The following is an 18,600-nucleotide window of genomic DNA, read 5'->3' on the forward strand; positions in this document are numbered from 1 at the left end:
CGAGCCGTCCGTCGCCGAGTTATTCACTGAGGACATTTCTATGCCTGTCTAAATTACCTTGGGAAATAAATACCCGTTGGGACGGGAGCTGTCTGGCGTTTGGTAGCGAACACCGAGCGACGTGGGCGACGCTGTAACAACTGCAGCGCATTTTTATCTCTAGAGGTATGCGTTACGAGCATGACCCGCGGGTTCCGCAGCCGAACACTCCACGGTGGTTACGAGCCAGCCGCCGAGGGTGGCTCGTACGCACCACCGATCCACCAGACAACGTCGTACCGCTTGGGGAGCGCTGACCGCGCCGCCGATCTCTACGCGTTGGAGGCCGACGGCGACGTGTACAGCCGGATTTCTAATCCGACTGTCCGGACGCTGGAACGGCGGCTGGCGTCGGTCTCTGGCGGCGTCGGCGCCGTCGCGACCAACGCCGGGATGGCCGCGATCGACGCGCTGACGACGGTCCTCGCCGAGGCGGGCGACAACGTCGTCACGGCGGGCGATCTCTACGGCGGGACGACGACGTACTTCGCGCACACGGCCACGCGACGCGGGGTGGAGATCCGGACCGTCGACACGCTGGCGTACGACGACTACGCCGACGCGATCGACGAGGACACCGCCTTCGTCCACGTCGAGACGATGGCCAACCCCTCACTGGTGACGCCGGATTTCGACCGCCTCGCCGGGATCGCCCACGACCACGCGACGCCGCTGGTCGTCGACAACACGTTCGCCTCCCCGGCGCTTTGCCGGCCGATCGAACACGGCGCCGACGCCGTCTGGGAGTCCACGACGAAGTGGATCCACGGCTCCGGCACCACGGTCGGCGGCGTCGTCGTCGACGGCGGGGCGTTCCCCTGGGACCACCCCGACGCCGACTACCCCGAACTAGCCGGCGAGAACCCCGCTTTCGGCGTCGACTTCTCGGAGCGCTTCGGCGAGGAGGCGCTGACCCACGCGCTCCGGCAGCGAGGGCTCCGGCCGCTCGGTGCCCAACAGACCCCCTTCGACGCCTGGGCCACGCTGCAGGGGCTCGAAACGCTCGGTCTGCGGATGGACCGTCACTGTGAGAACGCCCGTATCGTCGCCGAGCACCTCGTGGACCACCCCGAGGTGGCCTGGGTCACCTACCCCGGGCTCGCCGACCACCCCACCCACGACAACGCGGCGCGCTATCTCGACGACTTCGGCGGAATGCTCGCGTTCGGGCTCGAAGGCGGGTTCTCGGCGGGCAAGCAGTTCTGTGAGGCGGTCGATCTCACGGGGTTCGTCGCCAACGTCGGCGACGCACGCACGCTGGTGATCCACCCGGCGAGCACCACCCACGCCCAGTTGAGCGAAGCCGAACAGCGCGCTGCGGGGGTCTCGCCCGACCTCCTGCGGCTCTCGGTCGGGCTAGAGGAGCCCGAAGACATCGTCGCCGACATCGACGCCGCCATCGAGCGAGTGACAGCATGACCGGCAACACGGACGACACGCCCGCGCCACCGCACACACAAACTACCCGCTCGCTGGGCAGCTTCGAGTTCGAGCGCGGCGGCTCGATCCCGGATCTCGAAGTAGCATACGAGACCTACGGCGAGCACGACCCCGAGGGCGGCCCGGAGGGCCGAGGCAACGCGGTGCTGATCTGTCACGCCCTCACCGGGAGCCACCACGTCGCGAGCGTCCCAACCGACGGCGACGGCGCCGCCGGCCAGGCTCGCGCGTGGTGGGACGACGTGGTCGGCGCCGGCCAGGCCATCGACACGACGGAGTACTTCGTCGTCAGCGTGAACGTCCCTGGCTCCTGCTACGGCTCGACGGGCCCCGCCAGCCCGCATCCCGACGGCGGCGTCTGGGGGAGCGCCTTCCCGGCAGTCACCGTCGGTGACTGGACCAGGGCCCAGCGACGCCTCCTCGACGAAATCGGGGTGGAACAGCTCCACGCCGTCGTCGGTGGCAGTGTCGGCGGCATGAACGTCCTGGACTGGATCCGCCGCTATCCCGACGCCGTGGATCGCGCGGTCCCGATCGCCACGGGCCCCCGGCTCGACACCCAACTGCTGGGCCTCAACGCGGTCGCCCGCCGGGCGATCCGGAGCGACCCTGACTGGCACGGCGGCGAGTACGCGGCAGCGGGCACCCATCCCGACCGAGGCCTCGCCCTGGCGCGCCAGCTGGGCCACCTCAGCTACCTCTCGAAGGCGTCGATGGCCCGGAAGTTCGACCGCGGCGAGAGCGACTACGACGTGGCGTCGCCGTTCCCCCCGGACCGGCCGACGGCGCGTTCGCCTACGACGAGGTCGAGTCCTACCTCGACCACCAGGGGTCGACGTTCGTCGACCGGTTCGACGCCAACAGCTACCTCTACCTGACCCGGGCGATGGAGTCGTTCGATCTCGCGGCGGGCCACGACTCCGCGGCGGACGCCCTCGCGGAGTTCGACGGGGAGGCGCTGGTGCTCTCGTTCACGGGCGACTGGCACTTCCCGGTCGAGGGCGGGGCGACGATCGCTGCGGCGCTCGAACAGACCGGGACACCCGTCACACACCACGTCGTCGACTCCGACCACGGCCACGACGCCTTCCTCGCCGAACCCGAAAACGTCGGCCCGCCGGTTCGGGAGTTCCTCGCGGCGGGCGTCGACGCGTCGGGGGCCGGGAAGGGTCGAACGCGCGGCGACGCCGGCGACGCCCCCGGCCAGGGGGCCGAGTCCGACGACGGTCGCGAGAGCGAATCCGACGACGCCGTTTGCGGCCCGCTGGGCACGGCGGGTTCGCTACTGAGGGGTTGATCGCACCCCTGACAGATTTGGCCGAACCACAGCGCTTTTGGCTGACCGTACAGTCTGACTAACTAGTCAGTCAGTATGAGTGCCGAAGAGTCGACCAGCGATATCACCGAGGGGACGTACCGCGCCCTCTGCAAGTACGGGTACGCGGACGTGACCATGGAAGATATCGCCGCCGAAACGGACAAGAGCAAATCTGCCCTCCACTATCACTACGACAGCAAGCACGACCTGTTGGTCTCCTTCTTCGACGATCTGCTGGAGGGGTTCACCGAACGACTCGACGCCGTCGAGGGCGAGACGGCCTACGAACGGCTCGTGAGCCTGATCGACACGATCTTGCTCCCGCCTGACGACGACGCCCCCGACCGAGGGTTCCAGACGGCCGTCCTGGAGATGAAGGCACAGGGCCCCTACGACGAGGCGTTCCGCCAGCACCTACAGGCCCACGACCGGACGCTTCGAGACCACGTCGAGAAACACCTCGCCGCCGGCGTCGAGAGCGGCGAGTTCCGGGCGGACCTCGACGTGGAGGCGTCGGCGGACTTCCTCGTCACCGTGTTCAACGGCGCCCAGACTCGCAGCGTCGCGGTCGGCCGGCCGGTCGAGGAGACCCGTGAGACCCTGCGGGCCCACATCGACTCGATGATCGTCGCCGACGGGGTGCAGAGTGAGCCTCCGCGATCAGCTGTCGGGCGTGCGGCGCCTGTTCGAGCGCGCGTTCAACCAGGAGGAACTGGACCTCACCGAGGGGGCATCGCCAAGCCGCTGTTCATCCTGGCGATCCCGATCGTCATCACGAACCTGTTCCAGACCGCCTACAACCTCGCGGACACGTTCTGGGTCGGCCGGTACAGCACCGACGCGCTGGCCGCCATCAGCTTCGCGTTCCCGATGGTGTTCCTGCTCATCTCGCTGGGGATGGGGCTCTCGGTCGCCGGGAGCGTGCTGATCGCCCAGAACATCGGCGCCGGCGACGAGCGGCAAGCGGACTACGCCGCCTCCCAGACCGTCTCGTTCGCGGTCGTGGTGTCGATCGTGCTGGGAGCCGTCGGCTACTTCGTCGTCGACACGCTGGTCCAGATCTACGGCGCCTCGCCCGACGTGAGGCCGCTCGCGGTCGACTACATGGAGGTGATCTCGCTGGGGCTGGTGTTCATGTTCGGCTTCTTCGTGTTCATCTCCCTGATGCGCGGGGCGGGTGACACGGTGACGCCGATGGTGGTGATGGGCATCTCCGTCGTCGTCAACATCGTGCTCGACCCGTTCCTCATCTTCGGGTTCGAGAACAACCCGCTGTTCGCGATCATCGGGATGTCCGGCCTGGAAGAGCAGCTGTTCGCGATGACGGGGTACACCGGCGACGGCCTGCGCGGCGCCGCCATCGCGACCATCTTCTCGCGGGCGCTCGCGTTCGTGATCGGCTTGGGGATCATGTTCCGCGGCAACCAGGGCGTCCAGATCCGGCTGGGCGACATGGCTCCCGACCCCGAGTTCGCCAAGCGCATCCTCGAGATCGGCGTGCCTGCCTCCGTCGAGGGCGTCGGCCGGGCGCTCTCGGTTAACCTCCTGTTGATCGTCGTCGGCCTGTTCGCGACGCCCGTCGTCTCGGCGTACGGGATCGGGACGCGCGTACTGTCGGTTGTGTTCATGCCCGCGATCGCGATGGCTCGCGGCGTCGAGACGATGAGCGGCCAGAACATCGGCGCGGACAAGCCCGACCGCGCCGCCGCGACGGCGGCGTTCGCCTCGAAGGCGTCGTTCCTGATCCTCTCGGCGGTGGGCGTCATCGCGTTCGTCTGGGCCGAGCCGATCGTCTCGATCTTCGTCGGCGCCGACCAGCCCGATGCCGGCCGCGTGATCGAAGTCGGCGCGCAGTTCATGCGGTTCGTCGCCCCCACGTTCGGCTTCATGGGGATCATGCGCGCCTACAACGGGAGCTTCCGTGGTGCCGGGAAGACGACGACGGCGGCGATCATCTCGGTGGGGACGTTGATGGTGTTCCGCCTCCCGGTCGCCTGGCTGGGCTCCCAGACGTTCTCGCTCGGGTCCGACGGCCTCTGGCTCTCCTTCGCGCTGTCGAACGCCTTCGGCGCGACGCTTGCGTACCTCTGGTACCAGCGCGGGACGTGGCGCGACGTGAGCCTGGACCGGACGCCCGGGCCGACGCCGGGCGACGACTGACCGTCGCCGTCCACGCCGCTCACCGCCACACCCTCCCGCAGAACCAGCCTACCGCACGATCCGACAGCGTTCGCCGGCGCGCTCGACGTAGCCCGCGGACTGCAGCGAGCGCAGCGTCGGCAGGAGTTCGATCAGCTTGAGATCCAGCGATTCCGCGATGCTGTCGACGGTCGTTTCGACGACGGACGAGAGATAGACGTACACCAGTTTGCCCGCGGTCGAGTCGACGTCCGCGGGCGGTTCGGTCGACAGTTCCGTCGTTCCATCAGCTCGTGCTGGCCGGGTCTGTGTCATTGCCTACGCCAACTACTTCGACATCCGTAAAGGTTGGTTACAACGATCGTCGAACAATTAGCCGTCGGTGCGCTCCATCCCGGAGTCGAGCCCCGACTGCATGAACTGTGCGAGGATCCGGCCGATACTGCTCTCGGCAGTCCACATCGCCTCCTCCCCCACGGCGTCGGCAGTGACCGCCGACAGCAGCACCGTTCGCTCGTCGACCATCAGCGCACGCCCTGCGAAGTCGCCGGGGTTGTCCTCGTCCATCACGAACACGCGGACCGGGCTGTCCGCGAAGCGGTCGCGCTGGTCCGGCTCGGCAGTGACGACGACGACCGCGACGCCGTCACGGGCGCGGTCGCGGAGTGTCTCGGCTAACGCCGTCGGGATCGATCGCGAGTCGGGCGCGACGAACACCACTCGCTGCTCGGCTCGCCGGAGCAGATCGCCGAGCCGGTCGTCGATCGGCTGGCGGCCACGAAGCGTCGCGACGGCGCCGGTTGCATCGTCACCCTCGGTCTCGGTGCGGAGCTCGTGGAGGTTCTCGAACGCCCGATCCTGCTCGCGGTCGAGCCGCTGTGAGAGCTGCTCCCGTGCCGTCTCGAGGCTCACCGGCCGGTACTCCTTCGGCGAGGAGGCGACCAGTTCGACCAGTCCCCGTTCGACCAGATCGTCCGCCGCGCCGTACACCTGCGAACGGGGCACCTCCGAGTGGTCGCTGATCTGCTGTGCCGTCCCCGTGCCGAGGCGCTGTAGCGCCGCGAACACGCGGGCCTCGTAGTTCGACAGTCCGAGTCGCTTCAGCGCGTCGACGGCGTCTCGTGTACTCATGAGCCCCGGATCCTCCGATCGACTGTCGGTTCGGCGCCGGCCGGTATGAGTGGCCGGGATCCGGTGTGCGGATATTTTGTACTTATCTACAATATTTATTTCCCTCGGGCGAGTTGCGTTGATCAATGAAGCTCACCGAGCGCTACGCCGCCGCCGTCACCGACCACAGCAAACTGGTGATCGTCGCCGTCCTCGTCGCAACACTCGTCGTTGGCGCCGGCGCCGGGAGCGTCGACGGGGGCTCACCATCGCCGGGTTCAGCAGTGACTCACCGGAAGCGGCCGCGCTCGACGACGTCGAGCGGAACTTCTCGGTCGCCGGGGAGAACACGACGACCGCGCAGGTGGTCGTCCGCGGCGAGAACGTCCTCACGAAGGAGTCCTTGCTCGAAACGCTCCGCCTCCAGCGGACGATCAGGGAGAACGAGTCGATCAACGCCACGCTGCGTGACGGACAGCCGACCGTCGGCGTCGGAAACGTCGTCGCGACGGCGGCGTACTACGAGGCCCGGGGCGGTGGCGGCCCGCCGCCGTCGCTGGACGCCCAGATCGACCAACTGGCGTCGATGTCCGAGGCGGAGGTCGAAGCGACCGTCGACCGCGTGCTCGACCCGGAAGCCGACACGCGCGGCGACCCCTACGCGCTGCTCGCGACGAGCTACGAGCCGGGATCGACGACCGCCTCCAGCCGGATCGTCCTCGTGTATCAGGACACCAGCGGCGCGCCCGCCGACAGCCTGCCCGAACCCGTGACGGCGGCGCAGCTGGAGCTACAGGACGCCGCCGCCGCGGAGCTCTCCGGGACCGACCACTTCGTCTTCGCGCCGGGGATCGTCGACGAGGAGAGCGGCCAGGCCACCGGCGAGAGCTTCGCGCTGATCTCGCCGGTCGCGCTCCTGCTGATCCTCGGCGTGCTCGGGATCGCGTACCGAGACGCGATCGACGTGCTGCTTGGCCTGCTCGGCGTCGCGCTCGTACTCGTCTGGATGGCTGGCTTCCTCGGCTGGGCGGGCATCGGCATCACCCAGATCCTGATCGCCGTCCCGTTCCTGCTGATCGGGCTGAGCATCGACTACGCGCTCCACGTCGTGATGCGCTATCGCGAAGCGAACGTCGACGATCCCGGCCTGGACCCCCGGACGGCGATGCGGCGCGGACTCGCCGGCGTCGTCGTCGCCATCGGCGCCGCGACGTTCACGACGGCAGTCGGTTTCCTGTCGAACGCGGTGAGCCCGATCGTGTCGATCCGGGAGTTCGGGCTCGTCAGCGGCTTCGGCATCGCCGCGGCGTTCGTCGTGTTCGGGCTGCTGTTCCCGGCGCTGAAGCTGGAGATCGACCGACTCCGTGGCCGGCTCGGCTGGCCACCGAACCAGTCCCCGTTCGGCCGCGGCAAGCGCGTCGGCCGTCTGCTCAGCGTGGGGCCGGAGCTGGCCCGCCGCGCGCCGTACGTCGTGATCGCCGTCGCTGTCGTCCTCGCTGCCGGAGGCGGCGTCGCGGCGACGGGGATCGACACCACGCTCGACCAGACCGCGTTCCTCCCGCAGGACTCGCCGGACTGGATGAACGTGCTCCCGGCAGCGATCCAGCCGAGCGACTACGACCTCAAGGCGAACGCGATCTTCCTCAACGAGAACTTCGTCCAGTCACGCGGGAGTTCGAGCGCGGAGTTCCTGATACGCGGCTCCGTCACCGATCCCGGGACGCTCGACGCGATCGCGACCGGGCGCGACGCACTCCGTGACACCGACTCCGCGGCCGTCCGCGCCGACGGCAGCCTGCAGGTGACAGGACCGCTCGCGACCATCGAGGCCGTCGCCGCCGAGAACGACACCGTCGCCGCGATGGTCGACGACGCCGACACCGACGGCGACGGCGTGCCCGACGGGAACCTCGCGGCGATCTACGACGCCGTGTACGACGCCGACCCGGCGGCCGCAGCCGAGACGATCCACCGCGACGGCGGCGAGTACCGCTCGCTCCGGCTCTCCGTCGCGCTCTCGGGGACGACCGACACCCGGACGATCACCGAGGAGATGCGCGGCGTCGCAACCGGGATGGAGTCGGAGAACGACCTCGACGTGGTCGCGACCGGCACGCCGATCACGACCGAACTCGTCCAGCGCTCGCTCCTGCGCACGCTGGTCGAAGGGTTCCTCATCACCTTCGGCGTGATTCTCGCCTTCCTCGCGATCATCTTCCGACTGCGGTACGGCTCGGCAACGCTGGGCGCCGTCGTGCTGTTCCCGGTCGTGCTCGCCCAGGCGTGGCTGTTCGGCACGATGTATCTCGCCGGGTTGGCGTTCACGACCGAGACCGCGATCATCGCCGCCATCGGGATCGGGATCGGCGTCGACTACGCGATCCACATCGGGGAGCGGTTCGTCGACGAACGCGGGTCGGGCCGCGACCCGATCGCGGCGCTGACACGGACCGTCGAGGGGACCGGCGGCGCGCTGCTGGCCAGCGCGGCGACGACGACCGCGGGCTTCGGGGTCCTCGCGCTCGCGCTCGTGCCGTCGCTCCAGCGCTTCGGCTTCATCACCGCGGTCGCGATCACCTACGCGTTCCTCGCGAGCGTGCTGGTGCTACCGAGCCTGCTGACGATCTGGGAGCGACTCAGCGGGACGGCGGACGCCGCGACCTGAGGGGCCCACCGCTCCCGGAGATGTTCGGGACCACGGGTAGGGCCCGAGGCCCCGTACGGTCGTTCATGCCCGGACTCTCCCCGTTCGGCGGCGGTCGTGACGACACGACGTTCGACGAGGCCGACGCGTTCGTGCCGGCACACCTCCCCAAACCCGGTGCGTTCCTCGCCGACCACGAGGTTCTCGTCGGCGACGCCCACGTCGCAGTCCACCGGCTCGCACACGACCTGTTCGAGGACCGCGGCGTCTACGACATGACGTTCGGCTACAACCTCGCACGGCTCGATCTGGACACGCGCCACCCCGATGCCGGCTTCCGATACGCCGAGGAGGCGAGGGAGCCGCAGGTGTTGCGCGCCGAGTTCACCCCGACGACGGCGTTCTGCCCGCAGACCCACACGCTCACCGTCGGCGCGTTCCGGGCCTGGAACGGGCTCGCCGACCGTCACGAGTACGAGGTCGTCCGGGTCCGCGCGGCGCCGATGCACCAGGAGAGCGACGCCGTCAACGCCCAGTTACGGTCGCTGGAGCAGTCCTACCGGGAGACAGGAACGGTTCCGGACGACCCCGGAGAGCCGTCGTCGGACGTGCCGGACGCGCCGTTCTGAGTCGAAACGCCCGCGGCGCCGCCCCCGTTGAACCCGCTACTCCGCCGGCGCGAACACGATCAGCGCCGTGCTCGCCTCGATTGCGTGGGGGAAAATCTCGCGCTCGCCGCTGAACCGCGCCACGTCGCCGGGGGCGAGTTCGTGTATTTCGTCGTCGAGCGAGAGGTGGAGACGCCCGTCAAGCAGGTGGAAGACGACGTTCGTCCCGGGGTGGGTGTGGGCCGAGACCTCGTCGCCGGCGTCGAGTCCGAGTCGGACGACGCGTGGCTCGCGACGCTCGAACAATTCGGCGTGTGGCGTGTCGGTCAGGTCGTCGACGGCGGTGATCTCGGGCATCGACGCTACTCGGCGCGCCGCGGGCCTGTGCGTTCGCCCGAACTCGTTCGGGTCAGTCTCCTTCGGTCGTTGGCGCGTCGCGAGAGTCGATTTCGACCCAGCCGCCGAACACTACCGTCGCGAGCGACCCCGGCGCGTGCTCGCGGACGACGCTCGCGACGTTCGCGACGAACAGCACGCTGCCGAGCAGGACGGCGACGCCGCCGACGAGCAGGCTCCAGAAGTCCGCCGCGGCGACGCGGTCGTCGTAGAGGTCGTCGACCATCGGCACGGGTTCGTAGCCGAGGCGGTCGCTGTAGCGGTGGACCCAGACGACGAACGGGACGACGTGGTAGACCGTCCCGAGGACGACGAACCCCACGACCCCGAGCAGGAGCAGGTGGGTGGTTCCGGCGGCGCCCAGCAGACGCGACCGCGCCAGCGGCTCCGCGAGCCACGCGGGCAGCGCCAGCCCGGCCCACAGCGCCGTCGCCGCGGCGACGACGGCGTACCGCGAGAGCATCGGCGTCCGGTCGACGTGGGTCTGCCAGAGACGCCGCGCGAGCACGAGCGCGAACGCGAGCAGCGCCAGCGCGACGAGCGCGCCGCCGACCCGCGCCACCGGCGCCGAGCCGACGAGCCGACCCCCAGCCAGCAGCAGGACGCCTGCCGGGAAGCCGAGCGCCTCGACCCGTTGCAGAGGCTCGTCGACGCCGTGAAGTTCCGTCTGGGTGAACATCGTCGCTAGCTGGTACAGCGCGCCGAGAACGGTCGTGAGCACCGCGCCGAAGACGGCCAGGGTCGCGTGGGCGGCGACGACGCGCGGTCGCGTCACGGGGGTGCCAGCGAAAAGTGGGTGCGTGAAGTCGATCGCCAGCAAGAGTCCGAGCAGCGGCGCCAGCACGAAGAACCCGAGTGCCAGCGCGAAGTGGCGCTCGGTGGTGTCGAACGGCCGCGCGTGGGCGAGCGTCCGGCCGACGTTGTAAACGAACAGCCAGAAGCCAAGCAGCAACGTCCCGCCGAAGACCGGCAGGAGTGTGAGTCGGATCAGGAGCAGGCTGGCTGCAAGCCCCACCAGCCCGCCGGCGAGCAGCGGGAGTTGGAGCGCCGCGAGCCGCGTCGAGTGGAGGTCGACGCCCGACCAGACTGGCACGAACTGCGTCATCGCGCCGGCGATGGTGAGACAGACCCACCCGACGAGCAGCAGGTGAACGTGGGCGAGCGAGAGCAGCCCCAGCCGCAGATCCGCGGCGGCGGCGACGCCGACCAGCACGCCAAGCGGGAGGAACGCGCTCGCGACGAGGAAATGTCTGAGCGGTACCGTCATCGGCGGCTGTCGGTCGGGGTCGACGTCGCCCGGGATCGCGCTCATGTGCTCGAAAAGGGAGTCCAGCCGCCTCCCGGTGGCTCCGAACACGTTCGGGAGCCGGGTTCAGCACGGCCGGGAGCCGAGCTTCGGCGGCTACAGTTTCGGGAACCGCGCCACGTACTCGTCGGCGGCGCGCTGTTCGACCGCGTAGCCGTCGGCGTCGAACCCCTCCACTTCGGCCTGCATCTCGTAGAACAGCGGTTTGGGCTCGTGGTCGTTGACGATCACCAGCTCCTCGCCGCTGTCGAGGGCCGCGAAGGCGTCGTGAATCTCCGAGTGGCGGTCCGCCGGCGGCACGTCGCGAACGTCGAGAGTCGTCTCGGACATCAGCCCTACTCGGACGCGCCGGGACCAGAGGGTTGCTCCGAACGTGTTCGCCACGGGGGAGGCGCGGGCGACCTAGCCGAACATGTTCGGCACCACCGACTGGTGTCCCAGGGGAGTAGCGTGACTCATCGATGCCATGGGCCAACGATACGGTCTCTCTCCACGACCTGCGCGGACCGGCAGTCACTCTCGGCGGCGGAGCCGCGGGCCGCTCGACCGAATCGAGGCTGTCCCCGCAGCCATCTCGATAGCCGCCGATGCCGGCTGTATCGCCCCGTCGATCGCCCGATTACTCCCAGACAGATGACTGGCTACCTGCGCGACACGACGCGAGGCACCGAGGAAACGACGATGACGACTGACCCGCTCGCCACCGAGACGCCGACGCTGCAGACGGTGTTCGACGCGCTCGAGGACCAGGACTGTCGGGCCATCCTCGAACAGCTCGACCGGCCGATGGCCGCAAAAGAGCTCTGTGAGGCGTGTGAGATCCCCAATCGACCACGTACCGGAAGCTGGACATCCTCAGTGACGCCTCGCTGGTCGAGGAGCGCACCGAGATCCGGGAGGACGGCCGCCACACCACGCGCTACGTCGCCGACTTCGACGAGATCAACGTCTCGCTGACGGAGGAGGGGACGCTCGATCTGTCGATCGACCGCACGGAGTCGTCGCCGGAACAGCGCCTCTCGAAGCTCTGGTCGGAGGTGCGCACGGAGACATGAACGCCGCCGTGGTCGCACTCAAGACGCTCACGCTCGTCCTCGGCGGGTCGATCACGTTCTACGCGTACCGCGCCTCTCGGCGCAACGGCTCGTCCGCGCTACGGGCGCTCGCGGTCGGCTTCGGCGCGATCACGCTGGGCGCGTTGGTGGCGGGCATCGTCGACCAACTCCTCCCGGTGAACCCCGACTTCGCGCTCGTCGCCGAGAGCGCGTTCACGACGCTCGGTTTCGCCGTGATCCTCTACTCGCTGCACGTGGAGTAGCGGGCGCCGAAGCGCCGGCTGGTAGTTTTGTACGGGGATCCCCGAACGATCAGACGAGAGTCACTAGCAACAAAATCGCCCGAATATTCTTGTAGGGGGATCCCGAACAGACTTGTTGGATTATTAATGGGTGGGGCAACCGCCGAATGCTCGAACTGCGGGAACCGGGCCGGGGAGGCTGTAAAACACACGCTCGAAATAGCGAAACGCGACGGGACGACGACCGACGTGGCCATTGCGCTCTGCGAGGCGTGCCTCGAGAGCCTGCTAGCGCTCGACTGGGTGACGCGAGTGGAACCGGTTCCCGTCGAGGAACACTGAGAACGAGTTACCCGCCTCGCCGCCGCCTGAAGTACGCTTCCCGCCCCTGCAGTTCGGTCCCTGCCTGGCCGCTTGCCTCGCCGACTGATCCCTTACCGGCAGTGATACCCACCGGCGGCGACGCCGCACCGACGAGCGACGCTCACACGCTCCGCCGCGCGATCAGTCGACTCGCCAGCCACGCCCCCGCGACGCTCCAGGCGACCAGCGCCGCCGCGAGCACCGGCGTCGTCACCCCGGATCCCACCAGCACGTCGGCCATCCCGCCGGTGACCGTCGGCACCGACTGGAGCGCGAGCACGCGGAACGCCGTTGCGGGGTTCGCCAGCACGAACACCGGAAGCCAGTTCGGCCCGACCACGTCCGCGGCGATCAGGCCGACGGAGACGAGGTCGTGGACCAGCGCGACCCACACCCACAGCAGCAGCAGCGCGCCGCCGAGGGCGTGGGTCGTCGCCGCCGCTGTTCGACTTCGTGTCGGTGTTGGTTCCCAGCTCGCCCGTGCCCGCACAGCCCGTGAGCCCGATCCCGACCCCCGTCGACGCTAGTGCGACCGCGAACCGTCGGCGCGAAATGTCCTCAGTCATGCTCTACACGCCGGCGTTGGAGAGTCCACTACTAGAACTGCCCCGCGAATTCCCCCGGTATCAGAACTCACGAACGCGTTCGGGCGGGGGTTTATCCGTAAATCCGGCGCGAACGCGGCGGCTGTTCTCTCGGTTTAGAAGGCGTCGAAAACAACGTCGATCCCGGGCTCGATCCGGCCCGAGCCCGGCCGCGGTCGACTCGCGCGCAGTCGGGACCCCGTTCCTACCGGCCGACGGCGGCCTGCGGCTCTGCCTCCTCCAGCGCTGCGGCGGCGAACTCCTTCATCACGCGCTCCTCCGCGCGGTGGAGCGTCTCGCTCGCCGTCGACTTCGCGAGCCCGACGGCGTCGGCCAGTTCGGTCAGCGAGCACTTGCGGGGGTGTCGTAGTAGCCACGGTCGATCGCCGCGCGGACGATGGCACGCTGGCGGTCGGTCAACAGGTCCTCGGAGCCCCCAACTTCCTGTTGGAGGTAGTCGACGGTGAAGGCGATCCCCAGCGCCGAGAGCTGGTCGCCCAGCTCGGAGATGGCGTCCTGTGAGGCGGTCAGCGTCCACGTCGCGTCGCCGTCGCGGATCTCGAACGGCATCTCCAGCGGGAGCCCGGAGTCACGCGCGGCCAGCAACAACAGCGGGAGGTGGGTTCGGAACTGCACGAGACACTCGTCGTCGCCCCGCTGGAGCACCTCCAGATCGTCGACGGAGCCGTGTGTGCGAACGTCCGCGATCACCGGGCCGGGCTCGGGGCGGAGATCTCCGCCAACCCGACCCCGGCGTCGGGCTCGGTCATCGCCGCCAGAATCCTGATCGTCGCGTCGTCGTGGGCCCGGGAGATCTCGCCGGGCCAGGTCCGCTCCGGGATCGTGAGCGTGAGTTTCGCTTCGGGCATTGCGCTACGTTCGCGTTACGGACGGATAACCCAGACGATACGCCCGAACATGTTCGGGTTTGTCGGCTGTGCGCGTGTCGACCATGTTCGGCACAACCCCCACCTCCGCGGACGGCGTGGATCGGCCCATGCCCGAGAGGACCCTCGACGTGCGCGAGGTCGACGGCGAGCCGTTCGGCCGCATCGTCGACGAACTGGAGGCGCTCCCGGCGTCGGAGACGCTCGTGTTGATCAACAGCTTCGAGCCCGAACCGCTGTACGCCGTGCTCGACCAACGCGGGTTCGACCACCGGACCGAACAGGTCGCCGAAGCGGAGTGGCACGTCGAGATCAGCCACAGGTGAGCCTCACGCCTCCCAGATCGCGGTGACGACGGCGTCGCCACTCTCGGTCGTCTCGTAGGCGTACCCGCGCTCCGCCAGCCGCGGGTAGAGGTGCTGCGGTGCGCGGTCGTTCGTCTGGACGAGCACGGTGTCGGCGTCGATCCCGGCGAGCCGTTCGAGCGTCTGCCGGAGCGGCTCGGGCGGCGGCAGCTCCCGCGCGTCGAGGTGATCGAGCGGACGGTCGGCGGGCGCCTCGTCGAACCGGTCGTCGATCTCCGGGCGCGGTGGGGGAGACATGGTCGCATCGAGGGGCGGGGCCGCTGGGAGCGTTGTGCCGAACGCGTTCGGGGTGGGAAGCGACCCTGCCCCGTACGTTTATCTCCGCTCAATCCACTGGAGCCGGTATGTACGGACGGATCCTCGTCCCGGTCGACGGGAGCGACCACAGCGAACGGGCCGCCGAGCACGCGCTGGATCTCGCCGAACAGTTCGGCGCGGCCGTCGACGCGCTGTTCGTCGTCGAGGAGGCGGGCCCCAGCGGCCACTGGGACTTCGAGGTCGAGAAGCAGGAGGCTGCCGGCGAGCGGGCGCTGGACGCGGTGGCCGCGATGGCCGACGAACGCGGCGTCGCCGTCGAGCGACATCTCCGCCGGGGGACGCCGGCCGAAGAGATCGTCGACGCCGCCGCCGACTACGGCGTCGGTCTGATCGTGATGGGGACACAGGGCCGAACGGGCTTCTCGCGGATCGCCACCGCCGGGAGCACGACGGAGCGAGTCGTTCGGCTGACCGCGATCCCGACGCTGGTCGTCGGCGGCGCGGGCGTCGACGCGGTGTGACCAGTCAGTCGTCCGGCCCCGTGCCGAACGCCGAGAGCGAGCCGTCCACCCGGTCGGCCAACTGCGTCTCGATCCCCTCGCGTCGAACGCCGGCCGGCGCCAGCACGGAGGCTGCGGCGCGACACAGGCGGTCCCGGTAGTAGTCGGCGTCGTACTGGGTCGGATCCTCGCGGACGAGGGCGACCCGCGCCCGCCCGGCTTTCTCGTCGTCGACGACGACGTACTCGACGCTTTGGCCGGGGCGTTTCTCCAGCCCGAGATCGGCCGCCCGCTCCAGGGCGGCGACGTTCGTCGTCGACTGGGAGTACTCCTCGACGCGCTTCGAGACACGGTTGGTGATCGCCAGCCGTGACGGCGCCACGTCGCCGGCCCGCAGGCGGTCGACGAACGTCCGGAGGCGTTCACAGACCGCTTCCGGCGAGCGGGTCCGGCCGAACTCGCGGATCAGCGCCAGTTGGGCGTCGACGATGAACGGCGAGGTCGAGCGCTGCCGGGCCTCGATCCCGCGGCGCTTGTAGCTCGCCGTCTCGTCGGCGGGCTCGCCGGCACGCTTTCCGAAGTAGCGGGTGAGCGCGCCGGCGTCGTCGTTCCGGCGCGGGCAGAACGCGATCCAGTCGTAGGCCGCCTCGTACTCCAGCCTGATCCCGGCGCCGTCGGTGATCTCCTCGGCGACGGCCCCGAGGTCGGTCTGCTCGCGGTCGGCCATCGGCGTCACCCACAGCGAGTCGACGATGCCGTGGACGACGCGCCAGCCGTGTCGTTCGAGCGTCGCCTTCGCGTCGAGGAGGATCTCCCGGGCGAACGCGTTGATCGCCTCGTGGCACTCGATCCGGCCGAACTTCGCGTTCGAAAACCCCTGGTAGCCGAAACAGGAGACGAGGATCCATTTGATCGCCGACGCCGCGCCTTCGAGCGCCTCGGTGTCGCCCTCGCCAGCCCGGATCCGCCGCTTGTACTCGTCGCGGTCGTCGATCAGCGGCTGCAGCACGTCGGGGAGATAGCCCGGCTCGGGGCAGATGCTGTACCCCAGTCCGGGCACGTCCTCGCGATCGGGGTGACAGTCACAGCAGACGGTCTCGGGCGAGACGTTCCGCGTACACATGATGTTCGGGTAGAGGCTCGAGAAGTCGAGTTCGTGCACGTCCTCGTGGACGCCGACGGCCGGCGAGAAGGTGAAGCCGCCGCGGTCGGCCGCCGCGAGCGTGCTGGCGGTCTTGAACCGCTCGGCCCGCCAGGAGCGCCAGGGGACGAGCACGTCCCGGGCCAGCGCCTCGCGGATCTGGATCGCGGTGAGCACGTTGCCGATCGAGGCCCACGCCGCCTCCTGCAGCGGCTTGTGTGAGCGTGCGACCAGGTCCAGGATCCCCTCGGTGCCGGTCTCCCGCAGGAAGAAGGAGTTGCCGGCGTCGACGATCGCGCGGCCGGGGACGGCGTACCGCGCCGGCGAGTGGCCGACCTGGCCGTAGCTCTCGTAGCTGCTCGCGGCCGCGAGCTGGGTGTACCCCGGCTCCCGACCCAGCCGGAGCGCCCCGTCGACGGCGTCGAACAGCGCCGGGACGAGCCGGCCCGTGGACAGTTCCAACACGTCGGGCTCCGTCTCCTCGATCAGCGCCTCGACCCCGCGGGCGATCGTCGCCGGATCGGCGTCGAAACAGCGTGTCTCCCCGCCCGTCGTCGCCGTCACGGGCTCGAGCCCGGCGTCGCCGATCGGCGGCGCCGCCAGCCGGAGCACGCGTGGCGACCGGTTCGGCGTCGGATCCACGCCGGTCTCGACGCAGTAGCGGAACTGCCGGGAGAGATCGACGTTGAAACAGCGGTACTCGCCGGGGCGGCCGGCGCTCGTGATCGTCGACGCCAGCCGCGCCACTGCGTCGGGCGTCGTCACCGCGACCGCCAGCATCGGCGTCGGCTCGTGACGCCAGCCGGGGCGGTGGTGCTCGACCTCGACCGCCGTCACCGCCGGATGCGGGCGGATCGCGTCGGCGATCTCCGCGAGCGAGCCGGCCCCCGTCGCGCGGACGTAGAACCGCGGGTGGTAGGCAACGGTCTCGCGCTCGACGCCCGACGCGGTCAGCGACCACTCGACGGCCGTCCCCGGTTCGGGGAAGTCGACGCAGTAAGTCACGAATCCCCCTCCAACTCGGCTTCGAGCGCGGCGATCCGGCGCTCCTGAGCGAGCACGATCGAGACGAGCGCGAGGTCGAGCGTGCGCTCGGTGTTCTGGTAGCCGGCCGCGTCGGCGTGGGCGGCGGCGTGCTCCCAGAGCCGGTCGAAGTGGGCCTGGTCGCGGTGGCGGAGCGCCCGACGGTAGTCGCCCCAGCGCTCCTCCAGCCAGCGCAGGCTGTCGCGGTGGGTGGGGTTAGACCGTCCCACGGGCGAACACCTCCCCGGAGATCGTCGCGGTGTCGTGGATCGGCTGCCGGGCCGCGAGCACCCGCTCCCAGAAGGCGATCGTCGTCTGGACCCAGCCGTCACCGAGCTCGTAGCGCAGCGTCTCGAACGCCTCCCCGACGAACCGCGGGCCCATCGGCGTGTCCCGGACCGTCAGCGTCGACGCCGCCGCGGCGGCGATCGGCTCGCTGAACTCGTCCGCGCGGGAGCGGGTACAGAGCACCGGGATCTCGTACTCGCGGGCCACGGCGGCCACCCGAGCCAGCGCCCGGACGAGCATCGTCCGCCCGTCGTTGCCCTGGAGGTCGTCACCGCGATACTGCGCGTCGATCTCGGGCAGGGCGATCACGGCCGTCCGCCCGTCGACGTGGGCCGCGAGCTCGTCGAGCAGCGCGGCGTGCTGGTACGGCGTGAACCCGCGAGCCACGTCGACGCGCTCGAGCACGCGCCGGTCGGGCGCGACCTGCGCGAGCGTGTCGGTGCTGCAGTACCGGCCGGTGCCGACCCAGACGCCGCGGCCGCCGGCCAGCAGGAGGTGGTCGACCAGCAGCGTCTGCAGCGGTATCCGGGGGTCGCCGTCGGCTTCGAGCAGCGTGATGCCCGCCTCGAGCGACGGGAGTTCGGGAGTCGTGAGCGACTGGTCGTCGGTGGGCGCCATACCTCCCCGTTCCGGCACCTGGACCATGAGTGTCGGCCGGGGCGTTCCGATCGGTTCCGGTCGGGACGGGACCGAGGGACAGGAGCGGGTTGTGGGAGTTCCGAACGGTGTTCCGATTGGGTGTTCGGTGGCTGACTACGGCTGTTCGAGGCGGGAAAGTCGACAGTTACCCGTCGCTAGCGAGGTGAGTATCGACGAGAAGTGGGGACGGAGGGATTGTGAACCACGAGAACTCGCTACGCTCGTTCTCTGGGTTCAAACTCTCCGACCGGACAT

The 18,600-nt window shown here is 69.5% G+C and carries 19 protein-coding genes and 4 pseudogenes; 11 read left to right on the forward strand and 12 right to left on the reverse strand.

The genetic code is table 11. From position 1 onward, the window contains the following. The first annotated feature begins 180 nt into the window (after nucleotides 1–180). The 4 genes and pseudogenes from SY89_RS09725 to SY89_RS09745 all read left to right on the forward strand — a co-directional run bounded on the left by SY89_RS09725 (nucleotide 181) and on the right by SY89_RS09745 (nucleotide 4,957). Nucleotides 181–1,458 (forward strand): O-acetylhomoserine aminocarboxypropyltransferase/cysteine synthase family protein, encoded by a 1,278-nt coding sequence (locus SY89_RS09725; protein WP_054584068.1) that lies wholly within the window; start codon nucleotides 181–183, stop codon nucleotides 1,456–1,458. Continuing rightward, nucleotides 1,455–2,776, forward strand: a pseudogene (metX, locus tag SY89_RS09730) (homoserine O-acetyltransferase MetX). The gene SY89_RS09725 and the pseudogene metX overlap by 4 nt, the downstream one beginning before the upstream one ends. A 75-nt stretch (nucleotides 2,777–2,851) precedes the next feature. Then, a pseudogene (locus SY89_RS16575) lies at nucleotides 2,852–3,412 on the forward strand (TetR/AcrR family transcriptional regulator); the annotation flags it as partial. A gap of 31 nt (nucleotides 3,413–3,443) precedes the next feature. Next, nucleotides 3,444–4,957, forward strand: a pseudogene (locus SY89_RS09745) (MATE family efflux transporter). A gap of 48 nt (nucleotides 4,958–5,005) precedes the next feature. On the opposite strand, the gene SY89_RS09750 reads toward SY89_RS09745, so the two are convergent. Together SY89_RS09750 and SY89_RS09755 are read right to left on the reverse strand one after the other, a co-directional pair. Then, on the reverse strand, nucleotides 5,006–5,251 hold the full coding sequence (locus tag SY89_RS09750; RefSeq protein ID WP_054584071.1) for a hypothetical protein: 246 nt from the start codon (nucleotides 5,249–5,251) through the stop codon (nucleotides 5,006–5,008). 57 nt (nucleotides 5,252–5,308) lie between these two features. Next, complete coding sequence (locus tag SY89_RS09755) at nucleotides 5,309–6,067, reverse strand: TrmB family transcriptional regulator (protein ID WP_054584072.1); 759 nt, start codon at nucleotides 6,065–6,067, stop codon at nucleotides 5,309–5,311. A 343-nt stretch (nucleotides 6,068–6,410) separates the two neighbouring features. Here SY89_RS09755 and SY89_RS09760 point away from each other — a divergent pair, with 343 nt between their 5' ends. Beyond that, nucleotides 6,411–8,711, forward strand: coding sequence for an efflux RND transporter permease subunit (locus SY89_RS09760; RefSeq protein WP_204374438.1), 2,301 nt, complete (start codon nucleotides 6,411–6,413; stop codon nucleotides 8,709–8,711). Between the two features lie 65 nt (nucleotides 8,712–8,776). Beyond that, nucleotides 8,777–9,319: a hypothetical protein gene (locus tag SY89_RS09765; protein WP_080506663.1), complete on the forward strand. Its 543-nt coding sequence runs from the start codon at nucleotides 8,777–8,779 to the stop codon at nucleotides 9,317–9,319. Between the two features lie 36 nt (nucleotides 9,320–9,355). Here the strand turns inward: SY89_RS09765 and SY89_RS09770 are convergent, their stop codons facing one another. From SY89_RS09770 to SY89_RS09780, 3 genes are all read right to left on the reverse strand, one after another. Continuing rightward, entirely contained in the window at nucleotides 9,356–9,655 is a 300-nt protein-coding gene (locus tag SY89_RS09770) for a cupin domain-containing protein (RefSeq protein ID WP_054584074.1), read from the reverse strand. A 52-nt stretch (nucleotides 9,656–9,707) separates the two neighbouring features. Beyond that, nucleotides 9,708–11,006, reverse strand: a complete 1,299-nt coding sequence (locus SY89_RS09775; protein ID WP_054584075.1) for a hypothetical protein — start codon at nucleotides 11,004–11,006, stop codon at nucleotides 9,708–9,710. 90 nt (nucleotides 11,007–11,096) lie between these two features. Then, nucleotides 11,097–11,330, reverse strand: a complete 234-nt coding sequence (locus SY89_RS09780) for a DUF2249 domain-containing protein (RefSeq protein ID WP_054584700.1) — start codon at nucleotides 11,328–11,330, stop codon at nucleotides 11,097–11,099. A gap of 303 nt (nucleotides 11,331–11,633) precedes the next feature. Here SY89_RS09780 and SY89_RS15975 point away from each other — a divergent pair, with 303 nt between their 5' ends. The 3 genes from SY89_RS15975 (at nucleotide 11,634) to SY89_RS09790 (ending at nucleotide 12,639) form a co-directional block, all read left to right on the forward strand. Then, nucleotides 11,634–11,957: a helix-turn-helix domain-containing protein gene (locus SY89_RS15975; protein ID WP_239685580.1), complete on the forward strand. Its 324-nt coding sequence runs from the start codon at nucleotides 11,634–11,636 to the stop codon at nucleotides 11,955–11,957. A 94-nt stretch (nucleotides 11,958–12,051) separates the two neighbouring features. Then, nucleotides 12,052–12,318, forward strand: coding sequence for a DUF7521 family protein (locus tag SY89_RS09785; protein ID WP_054584076.1), 267 nt, complete (start codon nucleotides 12,052–12,054; stop codon nucleotides 12,316–12,318). Nucleotides 12,319–12,444: 126 nt separating this feature from the next. Continuing rightward, nucleotides 12,445–12,639: a hypothetical protein gene (locus tag SY89_RS09790; protein WP_054584077.1), complete on the forward strand. Its 195-nt coding sequence runs from the start codon at nucleotides 12,445–12,447 to the stop codon at nucleotides 12,637–12,639. A gap of 142 nt (nucleotides 12,640–12,781) precedes the next feature. On the opposite strand, the gene SY89_RS09795 is transcribed toward SY89_RS09790, so the two are convergent. The 3 genes and pseudogenes from SY89_RS09795 to SY89_RS18495 form a co-directional block, all read right to left on the reverse strand. Then, a complete protein-coding gene (locus SY89_RS09795) occupies nucleotides 12,782–13,150 on the reverse strand; it encodes a hypothetical protein (RefSeq protein WP_054584078.1) in 369 nt (122 codons plus the stop codon). Nucleotides 13,151–13,449: 299 nt separating this feature from the next. Continuing rightward, a pseudogene (locus tag SY89_RS19605) lies at nucleotides 13,450–13,814 on the reverse strand (helix-turn-helix domain-containing protein). Between the two features lie 137 nt (nucleotides 13,815–13,951). After that, nucleotides 13,952–14,113 (reverse strand): hypothetical protein, encoded by a 162-nt coding sequence (locus SY89_RS18495; protein ID WP_239685582.1) that lies wholly within the window; start codon nucleotides 14,111–14,113, stop codon nucleotides 13,952–13,954. Nucleotides 14,114–14,241: 128 nt separating this feature from the next. On the opposite strand from SY89_RS18495, the gene SY89_RS09805 reads away from it, so the two are divergent. Then, a complete protein-coding gene (locus tag SY89_RS09805; protein ID WP_144427182.1) occupies nucleotides 14,242–14,457 on the forward strand; it encodes a DUF2249 domain-containing protein in 216 nt (71 codons plus the stop codon). A 3-nt stretch (nucleotides 14,458–14,460) separates the two neighbouring features. Here the strand turns inward: SY89_RS09805 and SY89_RS09810 are convergent, their stop codons facing one another. Then, a complete protein-coding gene (locus SY89_RS09810; protein WP_054584079.1) occupies nucleotides 14,461–14,733 on the reverse strand; it encodes a DUF2249 domain-containing protein in 273 nt (90 codons plus the stop codon). 107 nt (nucleotides 14,734–14,840) lie between these two features. On the opposite strand from SY89_RS09810, the gene SY89_RS09815 reads away from it, so the two are divergent. Further along, nucleotides 14,841–15,275, forward strand: a complete 435-nt coding sequence (locus SY89_RS09815; protein ID WP_054584080.1) for a universal stress protein — start codon at nucleotides 14,841–14,843, stop codon at nucleotides 15,273–15,275. Nucleotides 15,276–15,279: 4 nt separating this feature from the next. On the opposite strand, the gene SY89_RS09820 is transcribed toward SY89_RS09815, so the two are convergent. The 3 genes from SY89_RS09820 to SY89_RS09830 are packed head-to-tail and all read right to left on the reverse strand — an operon-like array spanning nucleotide 15,280 to nucleotide 18,324. Next, nucleotides 15,280–17,400: a type B DNA-directed DNA polymerase gene (locus SY89_RS09820; protein ID WP_054584081.1), complete on the reverse strand. Its 2,121-nt coding sequence runs from the start codon at nucleotides 17,398–17,400 to the stop codon at nucleotides 15,280–15,282. After that, a complete protein-coding gene (locus SY89_RS09825; protein ID WP_054584082.1) occupies nucleotides 17,397–17,648 on the reverse strand; it encodes a hypothetical protein in 252 nt (83 codons plus the stop codon). The genes SY89_RS09820 and SY89_RS09825 overlap by 4 nt, the downstream gene beginning before the upstream one ends. Then, nucleotides 17,635–18,324, reverse strand: a complete 690-nt coding sequence (locus tag SY89_RS09830; protein ID WP_054584083.1) for a hypothetical protein — start codon at nucleotides 18,322–18,324, stop codon at nucleotides 17,635–17,637. The genes SY89_RS09825 and SY89_RS09830 overlap by 14 nt, the downstream gene beginning before the upstream one ends. Between the last annotated feature and the right edge of the window lie 276 nt (nucleotides 18,325–18,600).

The organism is Halolamina pelagica (assembly GCF_001307315.1).
Taxonomy (GTDB): Archaea; Halobacteriota; Halobacteria; order Halobacteriales; family Haloferacaceae; genus Halolamina; species Halolamina pelagica_B.

Bases quoted from the DNA above. Each gene is read 5' to 3' on its own strand.
- SY89_RS09725 (WP_054584068.1), top strand. From the start codon at position 181: ATGACCCGCGGGTTCCGCAGCCGAACACTCCACGGTGGTTACGAGCCA.
- SY89_RS09750 (WP_054584071.1), bottom strand. From the start codon at position 5,251: ATGACACAGACCCGGCCAGCACGAGCTGATGGAACGACGGAACTGTCG.
- SY89_RS09755 (WP_054584072.1), bottom strand. From the start codon at position 6,067: ATGAGTACACGAGACGCCGTCGACGCGCTGAAGCGACTCGGACTGTCG.
- SY89_RS09765 (WP_080506663.1), top strand. From the start codon at position 8,777: ATGCCCGGACTCTCCCCGTTCGGCGGCGGTCGTGACGACACGACGTTC.
- SY89_RS09770 (WP_054584074.1), bottom strand. From the start codon at position 9,655: ATGCCCGAGATCACCGCCGTCGACGACCTGACCGACACGCCACACGCC.
- SY89_RS09775 (WP_054584075.1), bottom strand. From the start codon at position 11,006: ATGAGCGCGATCCCGGGCGACGTCGACCCCGACCGACAGCCGCCGATG.
- SY89_RS09780 (WP_054584700.1), bottom strand. From the start codon at position 11,330: ATGTCCGAGACGACTCTCGACGTTCGCGACGTGCCGCCGGCGGACCGC.
- SY89_RS15975 (WP_239685580.1), top strand. From the start codon at position 11,634: ATGACTGGCTACCTGCGCGACACGACGCGAGGCACCGAGGAAACGACG.
- SY89_RS09785 (WP_054584076.1), top strand. From the start codon at position 12,052: ATGAACGCCGCCGTGGTCGCACTCAAGACGCTCACGCTCGTCCTCGGC.
- SY89_RS09790 (WP_054584077.1), top strand. From the start codon at position 12,445: ATGGGTGGGGCAACCGCCGAATGCTCGAACTGCGGGAACCGGGCCGGG.
- SY89_RS18495 (WP_239685582.1), bottom strand. From the start codon at position 14,113: ATGCCCGAAGCGAAACTCACGCTCACGATCCCGGAGCGGACCTGGCCC.
- SY89_RS09805 (WP_144427182.1), top strand. From the start codon at position 14,242: ATGCCCGAGAGGACCCTCGACGTGCGCGAGGTCGACGGCGAGCCGTTC.
- SY89_RS09810 (WP_054584079.1), bottom strand. From the start codon at position 14,733: ATGTCTCCCCCACCGCGCCCGGAGATCGACGACCGGTTCGACGAGGCG.
- SY89_RS09815 (WP_054584080.1), top strand. From the start codon at position 14,841: ATGTACGGACGGATCCTCGTCCCGGTCGACGGGAGCGACCACAGCGAA.
- SY89_RS09830 (WP_054584083.1), bottom strand. From the start codon at position 18,324: ATGGCGCCCACCGACGACCAGTCGCTCACGACTCCCGAACTCCCGTCG.